The organism is Nonomuraea sp. NPDC050786 (assembly GCF_040654115.1).
GTDB lineage: Bacteria > Actinomycetota > Actinomycetes > Streptosporangiales > Streptosporangiaceae > Nonomuraea.
The window spans coordinates 34953-55004 of record NZ_JBFAHJ010000043.1 but is presented as its reverse complement, the minus strand read 5'-3'; the positions used below and the strand labels follow the sequence as shown (position 1 = coordinate 55004).

Sequence of the window (20052 nt, the reverse complement as noted above, 5' to 3'; positions counted from 1 at the left end):
GGGGTGCCTCCTGCCGGGGATCATGACGGAACGGTCGGTGAGCCGCCGGCCGCGGCCACCGTCGAGCTGAAGACCTGGTCGCGTACGGTGCCGAGAGCCAGGTGGAGGGCGCCGGCCAGGACGGGGTTGCCTTCGACGCTCGACAGGCGGACCCGGGGCTGCGGGATGGTGAGCGCGTGCAGCTCGTGCTCGACCAGCTCGCGCAGGGTCTCGCCGCCCGACAGCACGATGCCGCCGGTCAGGATCACCAGCCCTGGGTCGACCACAGAGGTGATGGCGGCCAGGCCCACGGCCAGGCGGGCGGCGATGTCGCGCAGCCCGGCCCTGGCGTCGTCGGCCTTCTGCCCCTTGCCCCCGGCCGCCTTGACGGCGTTGGCGACGGCGTGCTGGAAGTCGGCGCCGCGCACGCCGTACGAGCGCAGCAGCTTCAGCACGGCCGGGCCGCCGGTGAGCGCCTGGTAGCCGTGGTTGGCGTAGCGGCCCGCCTCGCGGGCCGTGGGGGCGCCCGGGGTCGGCATGTAGCCCACCTCGCCCGCGCCGCCCGTGGCGCCCCTGTGCATGCGCCCGCCCAGCACGATGGCCGCGCCGATGCCCTCGTCGGCCCAGAGCAGCACGAAGTCCTGGTGGCCCTGGGCCGCGCCGTGCGCCTGCTCGGCCTGCGCGACGAGGTTGACGTTGTTCTCCACGTCCACCGGCACGCCCAGGCCCGCGCTGAGGGTGGGCACCAGATCGGGGATCTGCCAGCCGGGCACGTCCTTGGCGGCGGCGTACCCGAGCCTGCCGGTGGACGGGTCGATCGCGGCCTGCACGCCGATCACGACCCGGCGCAGCCTGCCGGGCGGGTTCGCGCCCCGCAGGGCGGCCTTGAGGCGGTCCACGAGCTCGCCGTGGGGCCGGCGCGGAGTCGGCAGCACGTGCTCGCCGACGATCGCGCCGGTGATGTCGGCCACCTTGGCCTCGATCCGGTCGGGGGTGACGTCTAGGGCGGCCACGTACGCCGCCGCCGGGTTGATGCGGTAGACCTCGGCCGTGCGGCCGGGCAAGCCCTCCCTGATGCCGTCGAGCACGACGAGCCCGGCGTCCTGCAGCCGGGAGAGCAGCTGCGAGGCCGTCGGCTTGGAGAGCCCCGTGAGGGTGCCGATCTCGGGGCGGGTCAGCGGGCCGCGTTCGAGGAGGGCCTGCAGGGCGGCGCGATCATTGATGGCGCGTAGCAGACTAGGGGTCCCCGGGACCGGACCGCTCACAAGATCTCCTTGCTCAAGAGTTAGGAAAGTTTCCTAACTCGGAACATAAGGAGTCGGCCCGTGCCGGTCAAGGGATGAGACCAAGACGTAACAGGAGGGGATCAAGGGAAAGCGAGTAGGAGTGCCTCAACAGGCCTGCTAATGTAGTCGTTTGTCGTAACAACAAGCAGAATGGCCCGGAGTGTCCCATTAACCACAATAATGGTCAGGCGGCAACTCGTCAAACAGAGCTCGCCAGGGAGCAGGCGTACGTCACCGGACTCTACGACCGCCTCGACGAGCTGCGCGAGCGTACCCAGCGGCAGCTCAAAGAGGTGCTGGCCATGGGGGCCGTCGGCACGATGCAGAACATGTCCGAGCGCGACACGTTCGCCGACATGCACGCCTCCCGGCTCGCGCGGCTGTGGGCGGTCGAGCGCGGCCTGGTTTTCGGTCGCCTCGATCACGTCGACGAGGGCCGGCTGTACATCGGCAAGATCGGCATGACCGACGACGAGCAGACGCGCCTGCTCATCGACTGGCGGGCGCCGGTGGCGCAGCCGTTCTACCGCGCCACCCCGGCCGCCCCGATGGGCGTCACCAGGCGGCGCCACCTGCAGACCAAGGGCCGCACCGTGATCGGCGTCGACGACGACCTGCTCGACCTCGACTCGCTCACCGACGACGACCGCGCCACGCTCAACGGCGAGGCCGCGCTGCTGGCCGCGCTCGACGAGCGGCGCACGGGCCGCATGCGCGACATCGTCGCCACCATCCAGTCCGAGCAGGACCGCGTCATCCGCAGCGACCTGAACGGCGTGCTGGTCGTGCAGGGCGGTCCCGGCACCGGCAAGACCGTCGTCGCCCTGCACCGCGCCGCGTACCTGCTCTACACCCACCGCGAACGCCTCGAGCGCCGCGGCGTGCTCGTCCTCGGCCCCAACCTCACCTTCCTGCGCTACATCGAGCAGGTCCTGCCCTCGCTCGGCGAGACCGACGTGCTGCTGTCCACGGTCGGCGAGCTGTACCCGGGCGTGACCGCCACCGCCAGGGAACGGCCCGAGGTGGCTGCCGTCAAGGGCGACCTCCGCATGGCCGAGGTGATCGCCAAGGCCGTCCGCGACCGGCAGCGGGTCCCGCGCAAACCCGTCGAGATCACCATCGGGCGCGTCACGCTCACCATCGACCGCTCCATGCTGGAGGCCGCCAGGAACAAGGCCGCCCGCTCCCGCCGCCCGCACAACCAGGCCCGCGCCGTGTTCGTGCGCTCGCTGCTCAACGCCCTGGCCAGGCAGCAGGCCCGCAAGATCGGCAAGGGGCTCATCGACGAGGACGAGCTGGCCGACCTGCGCGAGGAGCTGCGCACCGAGCCGGCGGTCAAGTCCGCGCTCAACCGGCTGTGGCCGTACCTGACGCCGCAGCGGCTCCTGCTCGGCCTGTACGGCTCCCCGGAGCGGCTCGGGTACGCGGCCTCGGCGCTGAGCCCGGAGGAGCGCGCGCTGCTGCGACGCGACGGCGGCGAATGGACCGAGTCGGACGTGCCGCTGCTCGACGAGGCCGCCGACCTGCTCGGCGACATCGACGAGCAGGTGCTGCGCGCCACCGCGATGCAGGCCGAGGAGGAGCTGGCCGCGGCCAGGCAGGCCGAGGAGCACCAGCGCGAGGCCGAGCTCGCCTACGCCCGCGAGGTCCTCGAGCTGACCGGGCTCTCCGACGTCATGGAGGCCGAGCGCCTGGCCGAGCGGCAGCGCGACGGGGGCCCCTACCTCACCACTGCCGAACGCGCCGCGGCAGACCGCACGTGGGCCTACGGGCACGTGATCGTGGACGAGGCGCAGGAGCTGTCGCCGATGGCGTGGCGGGCGGTCATGCGGCGGTGCCCGACGCGGTCGATGACCATCGTCGGGGACATCGCGCAGACCGGGTCCGCCGCCGGGGCGCGGTCGTGGGCGGAGGTCCTCGATCCGTACGTGGCCGGTCGGTGGCGGCAGGAGCGGCTCACCGTCAACTACCGCACGCCGGTGGAGCTGATGGCGGTGGCCGCCCGCGTGCTGGCCACCATCGACCCCTCGCTGCAGGCTCCGACGTCCGTACGCGAAGCAGGCGTGGAGCCGTGGTCGGCGCCGCTGGCGGCGCTGCCGGAACTGGCCAAGGCGGAGGTGGGGGAGGGCGGCAAGGTCGCCGTGGTGGTGCCGGACGCGCTGCTGGAGTCGCTGGGCGCCGAGGTGGCCGCCACGGTGACGGGCGCGGCGGTGGTGACCTCCGGCGCGGCCAGAGCCGGCTCTGGGGGCTCTGGGCGCGCCGGGGCGGCCGCTGCACTTGACGCCCCGGTGGCCGTGATGTCGGTGGCCGACGCGAAGGGGCTGGAGTTCGACTCGGTGATCGTGGCCGAGCCCGACCTCATCGCCGCCCAGTCGCCACGGGGGGCGAGCGACCTGTATGTTGCCCTCACCCGTGCCACGCAACGGCTCGGAGTGGTGCACGAGCGCCCGCTTTCGCAGGCGCTGAGCGGTCTGCAAAGCCGCTCACCGGCACGCAAATGAGCTTCGATCGGCTTCCGGCCCATGTCCTACCTGCGAAAACTTGATGTTTCTGCTGATCGGGACACGGTTGACATCTGAGGTGGAGTCGGTAGTTTGCTGCCCAGTCCAGCACGGGACTTGGCCGGTTGGCCGTCTCTGACATCGTCGGATCCTGCGTCCGTGACGGAGCGTGACTCCGTCCACACAGCCAGGTGCAGGGCCGTCGGTCCGTCGAGTCGGGGCACCCCAACCGGGCGGGGGGTTGGACCCGGGACGGGTCCGGGAGCCCAGTAGACAACGGAATTCCGCGCTCGCCGCCGACGAGACGGGTCCGGTCCGAAGGGTTTCCGGGCCCTCTTCCCGCTCTCGTGCGCAGGACGGACATGCGCGCCGGGTGGTCCCGTCGGCCACGGGATCACCCTGCCGCCTCCCAGGGATTCTTTTGATCTTCTTCGCCGCGCTGGCTTGAGCCGTGCCCGCGGGGCGGTAGCGTTTTCGCAAGCAGGCGTGCGATTCGGCGGAGGAGACCCCGGAGTGGTTCAGGAGAGAGCGAGCCTACCGCCCACCCCCGGGCGCGACTCGACGCATGCCACCGCCCCGCCTCCCGCCGCCCCGCAGACACCTCCGGACGCTGCCCTTGCCACCGACGCCGCTTCCGCGACGTCGGATGCTGCGCTCGCCAATGGCGCCGCGCCGGTGACACCAGCGGCCTCTTCAGCAACGCCAGCTTCTTCAGCGCCGGTGGCCTCTCAAACGTCGAAGCCCACTCCGGCACCGGCGTCTGCGTCCGAGGCCCTGCCGGTGGCGGCGACCGCCTCTGTGCCGGTCGCCGGGTCCGTGCGGGGCGGGCGTACGGAGGGGCGGTGGGTGTTGCTCGCACGCGTGGCGGCGGGCGTGGTCGGCGGGCTCGCGCTCTACACCGCCTTCCCCCCGCTCGACTGGTGGGTCTGCGCCCCCCTCGGCATCGGCCTGATCGTCGCGTCCCTCTACGGCACCAGGCCCAGGAGAGCCGCCTGGCTCGGCTTCCTGGCGGCTGTGGTGTTCCTGCTGCCCACCCTGGCCTGGGTGCGGGCCATCGGCGACGATGTCTGGCTCATGCTGGTGGTCACGGAGAGCGTCTTCTACGCCGTCATGGCCGCGCTGGCCGCGCTGGTGTTCAGGCTGCGGGCCTGGCCGTTGTGGTTCGGCGGGCTGTGGGTGGCCATGGAGTGGGCGCGCGGGCTGGTGCCCGTCGGCGGGTTCCCGTGGGCGCGGGTGGCGTTCAGCCAGAGCGAGTCGCTGTTCACCGAGTACGCCGCCCTGGGCGGTGCGCCGCTGGTGTCGTTCGCCGTCGCCCTGTGCGGCGCCCTGCTGGCCTACGCCGCCCTGGTCAAGCCCAGAGCCATCCCAAGGCCCGAGCCCGTCCCTGCGCCGTCTGACGGTGTCCTGACGCCCCATGATGCTCCGACGCCGGGGGCCGGTGCGCGACCCGAGGCCGGTTCGGGGGTCAAGGGTGCCGTGTGGCGCAGGGCCGTGCCCGTGGGGGTGGCGTTGGCCGTGCCGGTGCTGACCCTCGCGATCCCCAGGCCGGGCGACGAGGGACGGACCGTCAACGTCGGCATCGTGCAGGGGAACGTCCCGGGAAGGGGCATGGGCTTCCTGGGCGACGAACCCGCCGTTGTCCTGAAAAATCATGCCAACGAGACGAAACGCCTCGCCCAGGCCGTACGCGAGGGAAAGCTCCCCAAACCAGACTTCGTCGCCCTCCCCGAGAACTCCACGGACATCGACCCCTACACCGACGCGTACGCCCGCCAGATCATCCAGGACTCCGTCCAGGACGTCGGCGTCCCCACGCTGATCGGAGCCGTGGTCTCGATCGGTGACGAGAACCGCGCCACCCGCAGCCTCGTGTGGGACCCGAAGACCGGCCCCGGCGCCTACTACGACAAGCAGCACCTGGTCCCGTTCGGCGAGTACACGCCGTTCAAGGAGATCGTGCTGGCCCTGTGGGAACGGGCGAGCCTGGTCGGCAGGCAGTCGGTCGCGGGCGACAAACCGGGCGACCTGAAGCTGGGGCCGGTCACGATCGGCGCGGTCAACTGCTACGAGGTCGCCTACGACGACACGGTGCGCGGCACCGTGCGCGCCGGGGGCAGCCCGCTGGTGATGCAGGCCAACAACGCCACCTACGCCCTGTCCAACCTGCCGCCGCAGCAGCTGGCCATGTACAAGCTGCGTGCCGTCGAGCACAACAGGGCGGTGGTGGCCGCCGCCACCACGGGGATCTCCGCGAACATCGGACCTGACGGTAAGGTCTCCTGGCGGACCCGCGAACTGGTCGCGGACATGAACGTGGTCAAGGTGCCCGTACGCACCCGGGAGACGATCGCCACGAAAGTGGGCGCGGTTCCGGAATGGGCATTGATGATGATGGGAGCGGCGGCGGCAGGAGTCGCCGCGTGGCGTGGCAGGCGGCGAGGCGATCGGATGAGGAACGACGGATGATGGAGACTCTCGGCCGGGTGCTCGTCGTCGTGCCGACCTACAACGAGCACGACAATCTGCCCGCGATCGTCGAGCGGATCCGGGCCGCGGTCCCGGAGGCTCACGTGCTCGTGGCCGACGACAACAGCCCCGACGGCACCGGCGAGGTCGCCGACGCTCTGGCCGCCGACGACGACCACGTGCACGTCATGCACCGGGAGGCCAAGCAGGGCCTCGGCGCCGCCTACATCGCCGGGTTCCGCTGGGGCCTGCGGGAGGGCTACGACGTCCTGGTCGAGATGGACGCCGACGGCTCACACCAGCCCGAGGAGCTGCCCAAGCTGCTCGAGGCCCTGGCCGACGGCGCCGACCTGGCGATCGGCTCCCGCTACGTGCCCGGCGGAAAGGTGGTCAACTGGCCCCACCGGCGCGAGCTGCTGTCCAAGGGCGCCAACCTCTACACCCGGGTCATGCTCGGCCTGCCCGTGCGTGACGCGACCGCCGGCTTCCGGGCCTACCGCGCCGCCACCCTGGAGAAGGTGGGCCTGTCCGGCGTGGAGTCGCAGGGCTACTGCTTCCAGGTGGACCTGACCCTGCGTACGTCCAAGCACGGGCTGCGGGTGGTGGAGGTGCCGATCACGTTCGTGGAGCGCACGATCGGCAAGAGCAAGATGAGCGGCAAGGTCATGTCCGAGGCGCTGTGGCGCATCGGGCTGTGGGGCGTCACCGGCCTGCCCAAGCGCCTGCGCGGCGGCGGCTGAGCGGGCTCTCAGGACGGGCGGAACGCTTTCCGGCCGCCGGGCGTTGTTCGTGCTGTAACGCGTGTGCGGAATCGAGGAAACGATGCGGCTCCTGCTCTTCCTGGCCTTCCTGGTCGTCCCCGTCCTGGAGATCTGGCTGCTCATCCAGGTCGGCTCGGTGATCGGCGGTCCCGCGACCGTGGCCCTGCTCATCGCCGACAGCCTGCTGGGCGCGTGGCTGGTGCGCCGCGAGGGCCGCAGGGCCTGGCAGGCGCTGCAGGAGGCGCTGCGGTCCGGCCGGATGCCCGACCGCGAGCTGTCCGACGGCGGCCTGATCCTGGTGGGCGGCGCGCTGCTGCTGACGCCGGGCTTCTTCACCGACGTGTTCGGGTTCCTGTGCGTGCTGCCGTTCACCCGGCCCCTGATGCGCCGCCTGGGCGCCTGGTTCTTCGACCGCAGGGTCAAGAAGCTCTCCGCGACCTCCCCGTACGCGCATCTCTTCCCGTCCGTCGAGGACCCCGGAGCGGCGCACGGCGGCCGGGTGGTCCACGGCGAGGTCATCCGCGAGGACCGCGACTGACTCCGTCCGCACGGGGCATGCGTCCGGGATCGGACGACTTGCGGGAGGGCGCATGCCGCACGTGGACAGGATCGCCGAGCCATGGGGGACGCGGACCCCGTACGGGCCGGGGGAGCCCTGGCCGGTCCGCGTCGACTCCTTCCTCGAGGCCGGCGTACGCGCGCAGGACGTGGAGCGCTGGGTGCAGAGCGCGACCATCCTGCACAGCAACGGTGACGGGCTGGACATCGCGGTCAAGGACGGGCGCGTCGTCGGGGTGCGCGGGCGCGCCGAGGACCGCGTCAACCACGGCCGGCTCGGCCCGAAGGACCTGTACGGCTGGCAGGCCGTCAACGCGCCCGACCGGCTCACGCGCCCGCTGGTCCGCCAGAACGGCCGGCTGGTCGAGACGGACTGGGACACCGCGATGGAACGCGTGGCCGGCCGGGTCAGGCAGCTCCTCGACGAGCAGGGACCGAGCGCCGTCGGCTTCTACACCACCGGCCAGCTGTTCCTGGAGGAGTACTACACGCTCGCCGTGATCGCGCACGGCGGCATCGGCACCAACCACCTCGACGGCAACACCCGGCTCTGCACGGCCACGGCGGCGGCCGCGCTCAAGGAGTCGTTCGGCTGCGACGGGCAGCCGGGCTCCTACACCGACGTCGACCACGCCGACGTCATCGCCCTGTACGGGCACAACATGGCCGAGACCCAGACCGTCCTGTGGACGCGGATCCTCGACCGGCTCGCCGGCCCGAACCCGCCCGCACTCGTCTGCGTGGACCCGCGCGAGACCCCGGTGGCCCGGGCCGCCACCGTGCACCTGGCCAACCGCCCCGGCACCAACGTCGCGCTGATGAACGGGCTGCTCCACGAGATCATCGCCAACGGCTGGATCGACGAGCGCTACCTGCGCGACCACGTGGTCGGCTTCCAGGAGCTGCGCAAACGGGTGCACGACTTCCCGGTGGAGGAGGCCGCCCGGATCTGCGACGTCCCCCCGGACGCGCTGCGCGAGGCGGCCCGCCTGATCGGCACCGCGCAGCGGCTGCTCTCCACCGTCCTGCAGGGCTTCTACCAGGCACACCAGGCCACGGCCGCCGCCGTCCAGGTGAACAACATCCATCTCGTACGCGGCATGCTGGGCAGGCCCGGCTGCGGCGTCCTGCAGATGAACGGCCAGCCGACCGCCCAGAACACCCGCGAATGCGGCGCCGACGGCGACCTGCCGGGCTTCCGCAACTGGTCCAACGACACCCACGTGCGCGACCTCGCCCGCATCTGGAACGTCGACCCCATCGACATCCCGCACTACGCCCCGCCCACCCACGCCATGCAGATGTTCCGGTACGCGGAGGAGGGCTCGATCCGGTTCCTGTACGTGACGGGGACCAATCCGGCCGTGTCGCTGCCCGAGCTGGAGCGGATCCGCTCGATCCTCGCCCAGGAACGGCTCTTCCTGGTCGTCCAGGACATCTTCCTGTCCGAGACCGCGCAGCTGGCCGACGTGGTGCTGCCCGCCGCGACGTGGGCCGAGAAGACCGGCACGTTCACGAACGCCGACCGCACCGTCCACCTGTCGGACAAGGCCGTCGAGCCGCCCGGCGAGGGCCGCCCCGACCTGGACATCTTCCTGGACCTCGCGCACCGGCTCGACCTGCGTGACAAGGACGGCGCGCCGCTGGTGAAGTGGAGCGACCCGGAGGGGGCGTTCGAGGCGTGGAAGGAGTGCTCGCGCGGTCGCCCGTGCGACTACAGCGGGCTGTCGTACGCGCGGCTGCGGGGGAGCGGCGGCATCCAGTGGCCGTGCGACGCCGACCGCTCCGGCGGCACCGAGCGCCTGTACGCCGAGGGCCGCTTCTGGAGCGCCCCCGACTACTGCGAGGACTACGGGCACGACCTGCTCACGGGGGCGCCGGTGTCCGACACCGAGTACCGGGCGCTCAACCCCGACGGCAAGGCGATCATCAAGGCGGCCGAGTACGTCCCGCCGCACGAACAGGCGGGCGGCGAGTTCCCGTTCTGGCTGACGACCGGGCGTACCCTCTACCACTTCCACACCAGGACCAAGACCGCGCGGGCGCCGCAGCTCCAGAGGGCGGCCCCGGAGCCGTGGGTGGAGATGTCCCCGGCGGACGCCTCCCGCGACGGCTTCGCCGAGGGCGACCTGCTGGAGATCGCCACGCCGCGCGGCGCGGTGCGGGCGCGGCTGCGGATCACCGAGATGCGGGACGGACTGGTCTTCCTGCCGTTCCACTACGGCTACTGGGACCTTCCGGGCGGCTGCGGGCCCGGCGCCGGATCGGGAAGGGCGGCCAACGAGCTGACGATCACGGAGTGGGATCCGGTCTCCAAGCAGCCCCTCTTCAAGACCGCCGTGGCGCGGGTCTCGCTGGTGGAGGTCTGCCCCGGCACGCCGTCCCTGGCGCCGACCACGACGGCGTCCCGTCCCGTCTCCTCCGAGGTGCCCGCGACGGCCGGAGGAGCCGAAGCCCAGGCGGAGGAGTCCCTGCCATGAACCTGGATCTGGTGATCCGCGAACTGCACCGCTCGGAGAACGAGCTGGCGCACGTGCTGCTGCGGATGTCCGAGCGGCACAAGAGCGACCACGAGACGTACCATGTCGCCCGCGACCTCGCGAGCTGGTGCCACGACCACGTCAGGGCCCTGGCCGAGGCGGGCAAGGAGTACGGGCTGGACCTGGACCCGTCCCCGGCGGGCGACCCGTCCATGGTGGAACGCCTGCGCGAGAAGGCCGCCGAATGGCTCGGCCGCCGCCCGGAACCCGGGCTGCTGCTGCTGGCCGACTTCCGCCACCTGTATCTGGCGGCCTCGGGGGTCTCCCTGGACTGGGAGCTGCTGGCCCAGGCCGCCCAGGGGGCGAAAGAGCGGGACCTGATCGAGCTGGCGCGACGGTGCCATCCCCAGACGCTCAGGCAGCTGCGGTGGGCCAACGCCCGCCTGAAGGAGTCGGCCCCTCAGGCCCTGGCGTCCTGACCGCGTACGCATGAAGAACCCCCGGGCGGCAAGCCCGGGGGTTTCACCGTGAGAAGAGGTCAGGCGCTCTTACGACGCTGGGCCCGCAGAACCGCGAGCCTCTCGTTGAGCACCTCCTCAAGGTCTTCGATGGACCGCCGCTCCAGAAGCATGTCCCAGTGTGTCCGCGGGGGCTTGACCTTCTTGGACTCCGGCTGCTCGCCGTCCATGCGTACCGCGGTCGCGCCGCACATGCGGCACTCCCAGGTCGCCGGGATCTCAGCCTCGGCTGCAAGCGGAACCTCGAAGCGATGGCCCTTAGGACAGGTGTAGGACACCTCCTGGCGCGGGGCCAGATCCGTGTTACGGTCGTTCTCGTAGCTGGTTGCCCCGAGCCGGGTGCCACGAAGCGCGCGCTCGCCCATGTCTAAATGCCTCCTACAGGGCCCCCTTGCGTGGGGGGTCTGTCTCCCACGGTGTCTAACGCTTGGTACCGTGATGGGATTCCCACCCGCGGGGTGATCCAATCGCGCTTGGGGCCTCGGTTCTTCACACCTTCGCCGAACGGGCCCGCATCCCGGCCGTGACCAGGGCCGCGGCCAGCCAAAGTCCGCCGATCATGATCAGGACGCCGTGCGCGATCCGCAGCGGATACGGTCCGAAGAACTGCGGGATGAAGAGCGCGAACCCCAGCGCCAGCGCCGTCCCGCTCCACTTGGGCAGCGTGCCGGAGCGCCAGACGGAGACCGCGGCCATGATCGTGCCGACGCCGAGCAGCAGTAGTCCGGCGGCGAACATGGTGACCGCGACGGGCCCGTACCTGAACTCCTGGGCCAGTTCCATCAGCGCCGGCGCCTGGTCGCGGAGCGAGCGCTGGGCGATCACGTTGAGGCCGAAGTCCTCGGCGCCGTAGTACGGAAGGGTCAGGCCCGCGCCCACCCAGGTCACCGCCGCGGCGCGCAGGGACAGGCGGTCGCCGAGCAGCTGGTGCAACCCCAGCACGGCCAGGCCCAGCAGCACGAATCCGACCATGGCGGCCGCGTGCCCGGCGACCCACGCCGTCGAGGCCATGGCCGCGGCGTCGTCGCCTGAGGGGCGGACCGCGGGATAGACGAGGAACAGGATCCCCGCGGCGGCGAAGGCGGCGGAGGTGAGTCTGGGGGCCATCAGTGCTCCTTGAAGAGGGCAATGCTCTTATGCGAGAGCAATGCTCCCGTGAGCGGTCGCCAATGTCAAGAGCGGTGCTCTCTCTTTGGAGCGGCGAATCCCCTCAGCGGGAGCGCCGGCGAGTCAGGAGGGGGACCAGCGTTCTGTCGCCCAGGCGGGTCATCGCCGCCAGCGGCTTGACGGCGGCGCTCACCAGCCAGGGAAGGCCCGGCCTGCCGGTGGCCTTGGCGAGCCCGGGGCCGAGCGCGGCCATCATCGCCGTCAGTCCCGGCAGGGGGCGGATCCACATGGTGATCTCCTTGATCAGCCCGTCCTCGCCCACCTCGACCAGGGCGGCCTCGTGGATCTCCTGACGGCCCAGCCGGGCGGTCGCGGTCAGGGCGCGGCGGCGTCCGTCGCCGACGTCGTTCTGGTAGCGCAGGTCGGACAGGGCGTCGAACACGACCGAGAACAGCTCCCGGACCTCCTCCTTGCCCGTGAAGGAGGCCGTCGCGCTGAGCGGCGAGCGGAAGACCACGTCGTCGGCGAGCGTGGCGAGGAGGGCGTCCACGTCATGTGCCTCTCCGGCCTCGCGGTACGCCCTGGCGGGTGAGTCCTGAATGTGAACTGTCATGAGTTCACTTTATCAACCCACTATTCTGGATGCGTGAACAGGTTCGGTGAGATGCACTGCTCCATCGCCCAGGCCGTCGGCGTGGTCGCCGAGCCATGGACGCCGCTGATCCTGCGCGACCTGTTCCTGGGGCTGCGCAGGTTCGACGACCTGGCGGAGGACCTGGGGATCTCGCGCAACCTCCTCACCCGCCGCCTGGAGCACCTGGTCGCGGCCGGAGTGGTGGAGAAGCGGCCGTACCAGGAGCGTCCGGTGCGGCACGAGTACGTCCTCACGGAGGCGGGCCGCGACGTCGTGCCCGCCCTGCTGACGTTGATGGCCTGGGGGGATCGCTGGTCGACGCCGCCGGGGGGCCCGCCCGCGCTCCTGGTGCACTCGTGCGGCGAGCGCTTCACGCCCGTGGTCACCTGCCCGCACTGCGGCGGCGAGGCCACGGCCGACACGGTGACGGCCGTAGGGGGCCCGGGCGCGGCCCAGGGCCCGGGCACCATGCTCCTCGCGGCGCCGTCATAAGCCGGCCCTCAGAGGCGGTCGGGCACCTCGTTGCCCGCCGCCTCGATGGCCTTGCGGAGGTTGGTCAGGGCCAGGAGGACGAAGCCGACGACAAAGAAGATGATCATGGAGACGATGGCGATGCGGTAGCTGTTGGTCAGCTGCAGCGCGATCGTGACCGTCAGGGAGCCGATGAACGCCGACCCCTTGTCGCTGATCTGCAGCAGGCTGAAGTACTCGGCCTCCCGCCCCTTGGGGATCACCTGCGAGAACAGCGAGCGCGACAGGGCCTGCGTGCCGCCCAGCACGATGGCGATCGCGAAGGCCATCAGGTAGAACTGCAGCTCCTGCTTCTCCGCCACGAACAGCCCCGCCACCACGATCGCCGTCCACAGCACCAGGCTCGCCAGGACGGTGCGCTTGGACCCGAAGGCGCGGGCCAGCCACCCCAGCAGCAGCGCCCCGAAGAACGCCACGAACTGCACCATCAGGATCGCGGTGATCTGCACCGTCTTGTCGAGCTTCAGCGCCTCGGAGGCGAAGGCGGCGCTGTTGCCGATGACCGTCTGCACGCCGTCGTTGTAGACCAGGTAGGCCACCAGGAACAGCAGCGTCAGCGGATAGCGGGGCAGCTCCCGCAGGGTGCGGCCGAGCTGGCGGAAGCTGCCGCCGACCGAGCGCGCCGCCGTGCCCTCGTGGGCGGGCACGGGCCGGTTGCGCAGCCGCAGCAGCGGGATGACCGTGAAGATCGCCCACCACAGGCCCGCCGACATCATGCTGATGCGCACCGCCATGCCCTCGCCCAGGCCCAGGCTCTCGTGCTGCAGATAGAGGACGAGGTTGAGCGCGAGCAGCAGGCCGCCGCCGAGGTAGCCGATGGCCCAGCCGCGCGAGGACACCCCGTCGCGCTCCTCCGGGGTGGAGATCTGCGGCAGGAACGAGTCGTAGACCACGACCGAGGACCCGTACGCCAGGTTGGCCAGGATGAACAGCACCCCGCCCAGCAGGTAGCGGTCGCCCTCGACGAAGTAGAGGCACATCGTGGCCAGCGCCCCGACGTAGGCGAAGCCGCCGAGCAACTCCCGCTTGCGGCCGGTGTGGTCGGCCAGCGCGCCCACCACGGGCAGCGCGACGAGCTGCAGCAGCACCGCGACCGTCAGCGTCAGCCCGAAGAACGCGGCCGGCCTGATGTCGGCGCCCAGCACGTCGACGTACCCCAGGCCCGGGTTGGCGGCGGCCAGCTTGTCGAAGTCGGCCACGCACGTGTCGGACGCGACGGCCGGGAAGTCCTTGGCGCAGGCCGCGGTCTTGGCGACCGGGATGAGGTAAGGGCCGAGGAAGACCGAGATGATCGTGGTGTAGAAGGCGGAGTTGGCCCAGTCGTAGAAGTACCAGCCGCGCTGCTCGCGCCTGCGCGCTGCGGGGGAGTCGTCGAGGGCCGCGGGGGGTGCGGGTACGGGCATGGCGTCGAGTCGCTCCTATGCGGCCGTGGAAGGCCGGGCTACGGGCTTGTGGAGGGGGAGAGGCTTTACGCGGCCAGGCTGCCGGGGTGCCACTGGCCGCGGCGCTCCAGCACGCCGCGCAGGGCCGTGAGGTTGTCGGTCATGATGCCGTCCACGCCGAGGTCGAGCAGGTGCTCCATGCGGGCGGCGTCGTTGACGGTCCATACGTGCACCTGCATGCCGACGGCGTGCGCCGTACGCACCAGGGCCCGGGTGGTCACGCGCAGGCCGCGGAAGCCCACCGGCACCTGCGCGCACGGGATGCCGGAGCGCGACAGGCGGGCCAGCAGGCGGCCGTAGCCGGAGGTGGCGGCGGCGGCGCGCAGCGCGGCGACCCCGCGCGGGCCGAGCGCCGAGCACACCTCCCTGCCCAGCGCCGCCCTGGCCAGCATCAGGCGTTCGTCGGAGAAGGAGGTCAGGCAGATCCGGTCATAGGAGTTGGTACGCCGGATCGCCGCGGCCAGCGGGGCGATGGCCGCCGCCTCCTTGACGTCGATGTTGAACCGGATCTCCGGCCAGGTGCCCAGCAGCTCCTCCAGCAGCGGGATCTCGTGGACCCCGCCGATGCGGGCCTGCCTGACCGCCCGGTAGGGCAGCTCCGAGATGCGGCCCCGGTGGTCGGTCACCCGGTCGAGCGTGTGGTCGTGGAAGGCGAGCAGCACGCCGTCGGAGGTGGCGTGCGCGTCGGTCTCGAGATACGTGTAGCCGAGCGCCACCGCCCGCTCGAAGGCCGCGAGGGAGTTCTCCGCGCTCTCGGCCGCCCCGCCGCGGTGGGCGAAGGCCAGCGGGCCCGGATGGTCGAGAAAGGCGAATCGACGGCTCAGCACGTCCTGAGTATGCCTTCCGTGGGTGAACGGATCGGTTACGGTTCGGGGAGATTCTCCCACTCCTGGCGGCGCGCCTCGGCCAGCGCGATGGCCGCCGCCACCGCCACGTTGAACGAGCCCACCCGCCCGACCTGCGGGATGTAGCAGACGCCGTCCACGGCCTCGAGCAGGGCGGGGGAGCAGCCGTGGTCCTCGCTGCCGACCACCAGGCACACGTCGCGGGCCAGGTCGGCCCGGTGCAGCGGCACGGCTTCTGCGGTCAGCTCGATCGCCAGGACGGCGTAGCCCTCCTCCTTGGCGGCCTTGACCGCCTCGGTGGCCAGGACCGGCTCGTGCCAGGTGACCAGGCGCTCGGTGCCGAGCGCGGTCTTGCCCGCCTTGGGGTTGGTGGGCGGGGTGGCGTTGCCCGCGAGCCAGATCTCGTCCACGCCGAACGCGGCCGCGCTGCGGAAGATGGAGCCGATGTTGAACGGGCCCGTGACCGATTCGATGATCAGGCCGAGGCGGTTTCCGGTGTTCCTGCGCCAGGTGCGGTTGAGCCGCTTGACGTCGGTGGGGCGCAGTTGCCTTCTCATCGGGTCACCTTCAGGATCCGGTAGGCGGCCCGGCTGGCCTCGCGGGAGGCCTGCCAGCCCTGCTCGCCGAGCCAGCGCTGCAGGGAGTCCGAGCCGAGGTGTTTCTGGACGACCAGGTAGGCCACGCCGTCAGGGGTGAGCCTCGTCAGCCACCTGGTGAGCATCTCGTGCAGAGCCTGCTTCCCTATTCGGATCGCAGGATTGGACCAGATTGCCCGAAATTTCACATCATCTGGGACTTCGTCGACATGTACCGATCTTACTTTGTAAAGGCGGGCGGCCTGTGCGTTCCGGGCGGTCAGCTCCAGGCTGCGCCGGTTCACATCGACGGCCCACACCGTCGCCTCGGGCGCCCGCGCGGCCATGGTCAGCGCGATCGGCCCGTAGCCGCAGCCCAGGTCGAGCAGATCGCCCTCCTGCGGAGGCGGCGGAACGCTCTCCAGCAGGACGCGCGTGCCCACGTCGACCCGCTCCGGCGAGAACACGCCGCTGTCGGTCTCCAGCCGCAGGTGCAGATCGGGCAGGACCAGGTCGACCGATCCCGGCCTGCTCGCGGTCTTCGGCTGCTCGGAGAAGTAGTGGGCCACGTCGCAAAACGTTACCGGACCGTCCCGTGACCTCCGCCCACGCCGGGGTCCCGGGGCGGCCCGGTCAGGGGATCCTGGACCCGAACAGCACCGCCGCCCCCGCCACCAGCAGCCCCGCCACGATCGCGGCCACGATGAACCACTGGGTGATCTCCTGGTTGACCAGCTTGTAGCCGAGCGAGGTGCCGATCTGCTCGTAGACCTCGCGCAGCTCGCTGCCGGACTCGGCGGCGTAGGCCCGGCCGCTGGTGCCGTCGGACAGCGACTGCAGGGTCTGCTTGTTGACCGGCACGTTCACCGGCCTGCCGTCGATGCTGACGGTGCCCTCCTGGGTGCCGTACGCGATCGTGGAGACCGGCACGCGGGCCTGCTGGGCCGCGTCGATGGCCTCGTTCACGGACCTGCCGGAGGTGTTGTCGCCGTCGGAGAGCAGCACGATCGCGGCCGGCGGCGGGTCCGTGGCGGCCTGCTGGTCGAACGAGCGCAGCGAGTCGAGGGAGTTGAAGACCGCCTCGCCGATCGCGGTGCCCGGGCGGGTGGTGAGGGTGCCGAGGGCGGTGACCACGGCCTGGTGGTCGGTGGTGGGGGAGATGACGACGTTGGCGGAGCGGGCGAAGGAGACCACGCCGACGTTGAAGCGGTCGGGCAGCTCCCTGACGAACGCCTGCGCGGCGGCCTTGGCGGCGCTGATGCGGTCCGGCTGGACGTCGTCGGCGTCCATGGACAGCGACACGTCCAGCGCGATCATGATGGTGGCGCGGTCGCGCGGGACCCGTACCTGGTCGGCGGGTTTGGCCGCGCCGACGACCAGGAGCGCCATCATGGCCAGGAAGAGCGTGGGGGCGACGTGGCGGCGCCAGCCGGGCCCGGCGGGGGCGACCAGGTCGAGCAGGGCCAGGTTCGTGAAGCGCACGGTGTAGCGGCGGCGGGCGAACATCGACGCGATGTACCCGGCCACCAGAAGCCCCAACAGCAGGAACAGCCAGAGCCAGCCGGGGGCCAGAAAAGTCACTTGGGTCTCCTGTGGGCGAGGTGGCTCATGCGGCGCTGGCGCAGGACGAACTGTGCCACGTCGAACACCCAGTCCCGGTCGGTACGCAGCACCAGGTGCGCGATGCCGGCGCGGCGCAGCGCCACGCGGGTGCCCTCGCGCTGCAGGGCGGCCGCCTCCGCGTACGCTTGCCGAACTTTGGGTGAAAGATGCACTTCGCGTACGTTCCCGGTCTCGGGGTCCGTGAACGCCACCCGGCCCACATCGGGCAGCTCGAGCTCGCGCGGGTCGATCACCTCCACGGCGAGCACCTGGTGCCGGGCCGCCAGCCGCCTGATGGGCCGCTCCCAGGGCCGTTCGGCGTCGGGGTCGAGGGTGGGGTGGGCGTCGAGGAAGTCGGAGACGATCAGCCGCACGCCGCGCCGCCTGCGGCTGGCCGCCAGCACCTCGATGCCCTCGGCCAGGTCGGGCGGGTCGGGCACGACGCGGCCGCGCGGGGCGTCCATGAGGGAGTGCAGCAGCCCGTACAGGGCGGGGCGGCCGGTGCGGGCGGGCATGCGGTGCACGTACTCGTCATGCAGGACCAGCGCGCCGAACCGGTCGCCCATCCTGCTCGACAGGAACCCGATCGCGCCGACGGCCGCCACCACCAGGTCGCGCTTGTCGGTGTCGGCGGTGCCGAAGTCCATGCTGGGCGACAGGTCGGCCAGCGCCCAGGTCTCCAGCTCGCGGTCGGCGATCAGGTCGCGTACGTGGGGGACGGTGGTGCGGGCGGTGACGTTCCAGTCCATGCGGCGCACGTCGTCCTCGCCGGGCACGTAGACCCGGCTGTCGCCGGCCTCGCTGCCCGGCCCCGGCAGCAGGCCCTGGTGGGCGCCGTGCAGCAGCCCGTCCAGCCGCCGGGTGACCGTGAGCTCCAGCCGCCGAAGCGCCTGCTCCGCTGTGCTCGTCACCGGTTCTGGTTCCAGACGACGAGTGGCGGGGGCACGGCGTGCAGGATCTGCCTGACGACCTGCTCGGGGTCGACGCCGTCGGCCAGGGCGTCGAAGGTGAGCATCAGCCGGTGCGACATGACGTCCACGGCCACGTCGCGTACGTCGTCGGGCAGCAGGTAGTCGCGGCCGCGCAGCAGGGCCAGGGCCCGCCCGGCCGAGACCAGGCCCAGGGTGGCCCGCGGGCTGACGCCGATCTCGATGGTCTCGGTGAGGTCGGCCAGGCCGTACTCGGCGGGGTTGCGGGTGGACATGACCAGCCGGACCACGTAGTCGGCGACGAGCTGGTGCACCGAGACCTGCTCGGCCGCCTCCTGCAGGGCCAGCAGCTTGCCGGGGTCGAGCACCCGCTCGGGGACCGGAGGGGTGACGCTCATCCGGTGGAGGATCTCCAGCTCCTCGTGCGCGCTGGGATGCGGCACCCGTACCCGGAACAGGAAGCGGTCGCGCTGCACCTCGGGCAGCGGGTAGACGCCCTCGGACTCGATCGGGTTCTGGGTGGCGAGCACGATGAACGGCTTGGGCAGCGGGTGGGTGACGCCGGCCAGTGTGACCTGCCGCTCGGCCATCACCTCCAGCAGCGCGGACTGGACCTTGGCGGGGGCGCGGTTGATCTCGTCGGCCAGCAGGAAGTTGACGAACACGGGGCCGAGCTCGACGTCGAACTTCTCGTTGGAGGGATGGTAGACGCGGGTGCCGATGATGTCGCTCGGCACCAGGTCGGGGGTGAACTGGATCCGGGCGAACGTGCCGCCCACGACAGTGGCCAGGGTGGAGGCGGCGAGGGTCTTGGCGACGCCTGGGACCCCTTCGAGCAGGCAGTGCCCGCGCGCCAGCAGGGCCACGATGAGTCTTTCGACCATGTGGTCCTGGCCGACGATGACACGCCGGACCTCGTCGAGACTTTGACGCAGCAGCTCCACGTCGTTTCCGCCTGGCAACTCTTCGGCGACGCTCATGACGCCATTCCACCAGAACGCGCCGCAAACGTGCACGACGCCACGTCTGTGCTTTCATGGCAAACGTGGCAAGTCCCCTGCAGTACGGCGATCCACCCCGGCTGGGACCCTACGTGGTCCAGGCCCGCCTGCACGCGGCCCCGGCCGGTTTCGTTTACCTCGGCCAGGGACCGGACGGGCGTGCCGTGTCACTGGCCGTGCTGACCCGAGGGGCCGCGTTCGACGCGGCGGCGCGCGACAGGTTCGTGACCGCGATCAAGGAGGCCAAGGGCGAGCGCTCCGGGGTGCGCGGCTGGCTCGGGCTCTCCGGGCGGTCGCGGAGCGCGGTGCTGGACGGCACGCCTGAGGTGCTCGCCTTCGACGCCGGGCCCGCGCCGTGGGTGGCGGTGCCGTACGTGCCGGGCCGGCCGGGGGCGGAACGCTACCTGGAGCCGGTCATGGTGGGCGGGACGCTCATCGGGCAGGCTCACGGGCCCGACTTCGTGCCGTACTGGCTGACCGACCGCGCGCCCGCCCTGCCGGGGCCGACGCGGCGGCGCAGGCCGCTGACCGAGACCCGCAAGCGGGTGCTGACGGCCGCGCTCGCGCTGGTGCTCCTGGTGATGCTGGTGACGGCGATCCTGCTGATGCTCCTGCTGGGCAGGCGTGACAGCGAGCCGCAGCCCAAGCAGCTGCCGCCGACGGTGTTCGTCCCGACGCCGCCGCCGACGCCGGCGAGCCCCGAGCCGCGGCCCTCCCCGTCGCAGTCTCCGTCGCCCTCGCAGAGCGGGCAGGTCACGCCCGGGCAGACGCCCGGCGACGACGCGGGCGAGGAGTCTCCGCTCTGATATCCGGTTGAGCCTCACGTTACGTGAGGCT

At 71.5% G+C, this 20052-nt stretch carries 19 protein-coding genes; 8 read left to right on the top strand and 11 right to left on the bottom strand.

Going from position 1 to position 20052, the window contains the following annotated elements; all coding sequences use genetic code 11:
- Positions 1 to 20: 20 nt before the first annotated feature.
- Positions 21 to 1244, bottom strand: coding sequence for an ROK family transcriptional regulator (locus AB0H84_RS48045; RefSeq protein WP_357620166.1), 1224 nt, complete (start codon positions 1242 to 1244; stop codon positions 21 to 23).
- A gap of 323 nt (positions 1245 to 1567) precedes the next feature.
- Here AB0H84_RS48045 and AB0H84_RS48040 point away from each other — a divergent pair, with 323 nt between their 5' ends.
- The 6 genes from AB0H84_RS48040 to AB0H84_RS48015 all read left to right on the top strand — a co-directional run bounded on the left by AB0H84_RS48040 (position 1568) and on the right by AB0H84_RS48015 (position 10510).
- Positions 1568 to 3766 (top strand): ATP-binding domain-containing protein, encoded by a 2199-nt coding sequence (locus tag AB0H84_RS48040; protein WP_357620164.1) that lies wholly within the window; start codon positions 1568 to 1570, stop codon positions 3764 to 3766.
- 846 nt (positions 3767 to 4612) lie between these two features.
- Positions 4613 to 6232, top strand: a complete 1620-nt coding sequence (lnt, locus tag AB0H84_RS48035; protein ID WP_357620162.1) for an apolipoprotein N-acyltransferase — start codon at positions 4613 to 4615, stop codon at positions 6230 to 6232.
- A complete protein-coding gene (locus AB0H84_RS48030) occupies positions 6229 to 6972 on the top strand; it encodes a polyprenol monophosphomannose synthase (RefSeq protein WP_357620160.1) in 744 nt (247 codons plus the stop codon). Before lnt ends, AB0H84_RS48030 begins: the two co-directional genes overlap by 4 nt.
- Before the next feature lie 82 nt (positions 6973 to 7054).
- Positions 7055 to 7531 carry an FxsA family protein gene (locus AB0H84_RS48025; protein WP_357620158.1) on the top strand — a complete coding sequence of 159 codons (477 nt, stop codon included), beginning with the start codon at positions 7055 to 7057 and terminating at the stop codon, positions 7529 to 7531.
- A 52-nt stretch (positions 7532 to 7583) separates the two neighbouring features.
- Entirely contained in the window at positions 7584 to 10031 is a 2448-nt protein-coding gene (locus AB0H84_RS48020; RefSeq protein WP_357620156.1) for a nitrate reductase, read from the top strand.
- Entirely contained in the window at positions 10028 to 10510 is a 483-nt protein-coding gene (locus tag AB0H84_RS48015) for a hypothetical protein (RefSeq protein WP_357620154.1), read from the top strand. The genes AB0H84_RS48020 and AB0H84_RS48015 overlap by 4 nt, the downstream gene beginning before the upstream one ends.
- Before the next feature lie 59 nt (positions 10511 to 10569).
- Here the strand turns inward: AB0H84_RS48015 and AB0H84_RS48010 are convergent, their stop codons facing one another.
- From AB0H84_RS48010 to AB0H84_RS48000, 3 genes are all read right to left on the bottom strand, one after another.
- Positions 10570 to 10914 carry an RNA polymerase-binding protein RbpA gene (locus AB0H84_RS48010; protein WP_345002838.1) on the bottom strand — a complete coding sequence of 115 codons (345 nt, stop codon included), beginning with the start codon at positions 10912 to 10914 and terminating at the stop codon, positions 10570 to 10572.
- 124 nt (positions 10915 to 11038) lie between these two features.
- Positions 11039 to 11656, bottom strand: a complete 618-nt coding sequence (locus AB0H84_RS48005; protein ID WP_357620152.1) for a hypothetical protein — start codon at positions 11654 to 11656, stop codon at positions 11039 to 11041.
- Positions 11657 to 11759: 103 nt separating this feature from the next.
- The gene (locus AB0H84_RS48000; RefSeq protein ID WP_357620150.1) at positions 11760 to 12269 is read right to left on the bottom strand and encodes a nuclear transport factor 2 family protein; all 510 of its coding nucleotides are present in this window, start codon (positions 12267 to 12269) and stop codon (positions 11760 to 11762) included.
- A 33-nt stretch (positions 12270 to 12302) separates the two neighbouring features.
- Here AB0H84_RS48000 and AB0H84_RS47995 point away from each other — a divergent pair, with 33 nt between their 5' ends.
- The gene (locus AB0H84_RS47995; RefSeq protein ID WP_357620148.1) at positions 12303 to 12782 is read left to right on the top strand and encodes a helix-turn-helix domain-containing protein; all 480 of its coding nucleotides are present in this window, start codon (positions 12303 to 12305) and stop codon (positions 12780 to 12782) included.
- Positions 12783 to 12790: 8 nt separating this feature from the next.
- Here AB0H84_RS47995 and AB0H84_RS47990 read toward each other — a convergent pair whose 3' ends face one another.
- The 7 genes from AB0H84_RS47990 to AB0H84_RS47960 form a co-directional block, all read right to left on the bottom strand.
- Positions 12791 to 14224 carry an MFS transporter gene (locus tag AB0H84_RS47990; RefSeq protein WP_357620146.1) on the bottom strand — a complete coding sequence of 478 codons (1434 nt, stop codon included), beginning with the start codon at positions 14222 to 14224 and terminating at the stop codon, positions 12791 to 12793.
- A 65-nt stretch (positions 14225 to 14289) separates the two neighbouring features.
- Positions 14290 to 15087 (bottom strand): glycerophosphodiester phosphodiesterase family protein, encoded by a 798-nt coding sequence (locus AB0H84_RS47985; RefSeq protein WP_357620231.1) that lies wholly within the window; start codon positions 15085 to 15087, stop codon positions 14290 to 14292.
- Between the two features lie 38 nt (positions 15088 to 15125).
- Positions 15126 to 15665: a TrmH family RNA methyltransferase gene (locus AB0H84_RS47980; protein ID WP_345002843.1), complete on the bottom strand. Its 540-nt coding sequence runs from the start codon at positions 15663 to 15665 to the stop codon at positions 15126 to 15128.
- Positions 15662 to 16252 carry a methyltransferase gene (locus AB0H84_RS47975; protein WP_357620144.1) on the bottom strand — a complete coding sequence of 197 codons (591 nt, stop codon included), beginning with the start codon at positions 16250 to 16252 and terminating at the stop codon, positions 15662 to 15664. The genes AB0H84_RS47980 and AB0H84_RS47975 overlap by 4 nt, the downstream gene beginning before the upstream one ends.
- 64 nt (positions 16253 to 16316) lie before the next feature.
- The gene (locus AB0H84_RS47970; RefSeq protein WP_357620142.1) at positions 16317 to 17264 is read right to left on the bottom strand and encodes a VWA domain-containing protein; all 948 of its coding nucleotides are present in this window, start codon (positions 17262 to 17264) and stop codon (positions 16317 to 16319) included.
- Positions 17261 to 18196 carry a DUF58 domain-containing protein gene (locus AB0H84_RS47965; protein WP_357620140.1) on the bottom strand — a complete coding sequence of 312 codons (936 nt, stop codon included), beginning with the start codon at positions 18194 to 18196 and terminating at the stop codon, positions 17261 to 17263. The genes AB0H84_RS47970 and AB0H84_RS47965 overlap by 4 nt, the downstream gene beginning before the upstream one ends.
- The gene (locus tag AB0H84_RS47960) at positions 18193 to 19194 is read right to left on the bottom strand and encodes an AAA family ATPase (protein WP_357620138.1); all 1002 of its coding nucleotides are present in this window, start codon (positions 19192 to 19194) and stop codon (positions 18193 to 18195) included. Before AB0H84_RS47960 ends, AB0H84_RS47965 begins: the two co-directional genes overlap by 4 nt.
- 56 nt (positions 19195 to 19250) lie before the next feature.
- Here AB0H84_RS47960 and AB0H84_RS47955 point away from each other — a divergent pair, with 56 nt between their 5' ends.
- Positions 19251 to 20021: a hypothetical protein gene (locus tag AB0H84_RS47955; protein ID WP_357620136.1), complete on the top strand. Its 771-nt coding sequence runs from the start codon at positions 19251 to 19253 to the stop codon at positions 20019 to 20021.
- Positions 20022 to 20052: the final 31 nt, after the last annotated feature.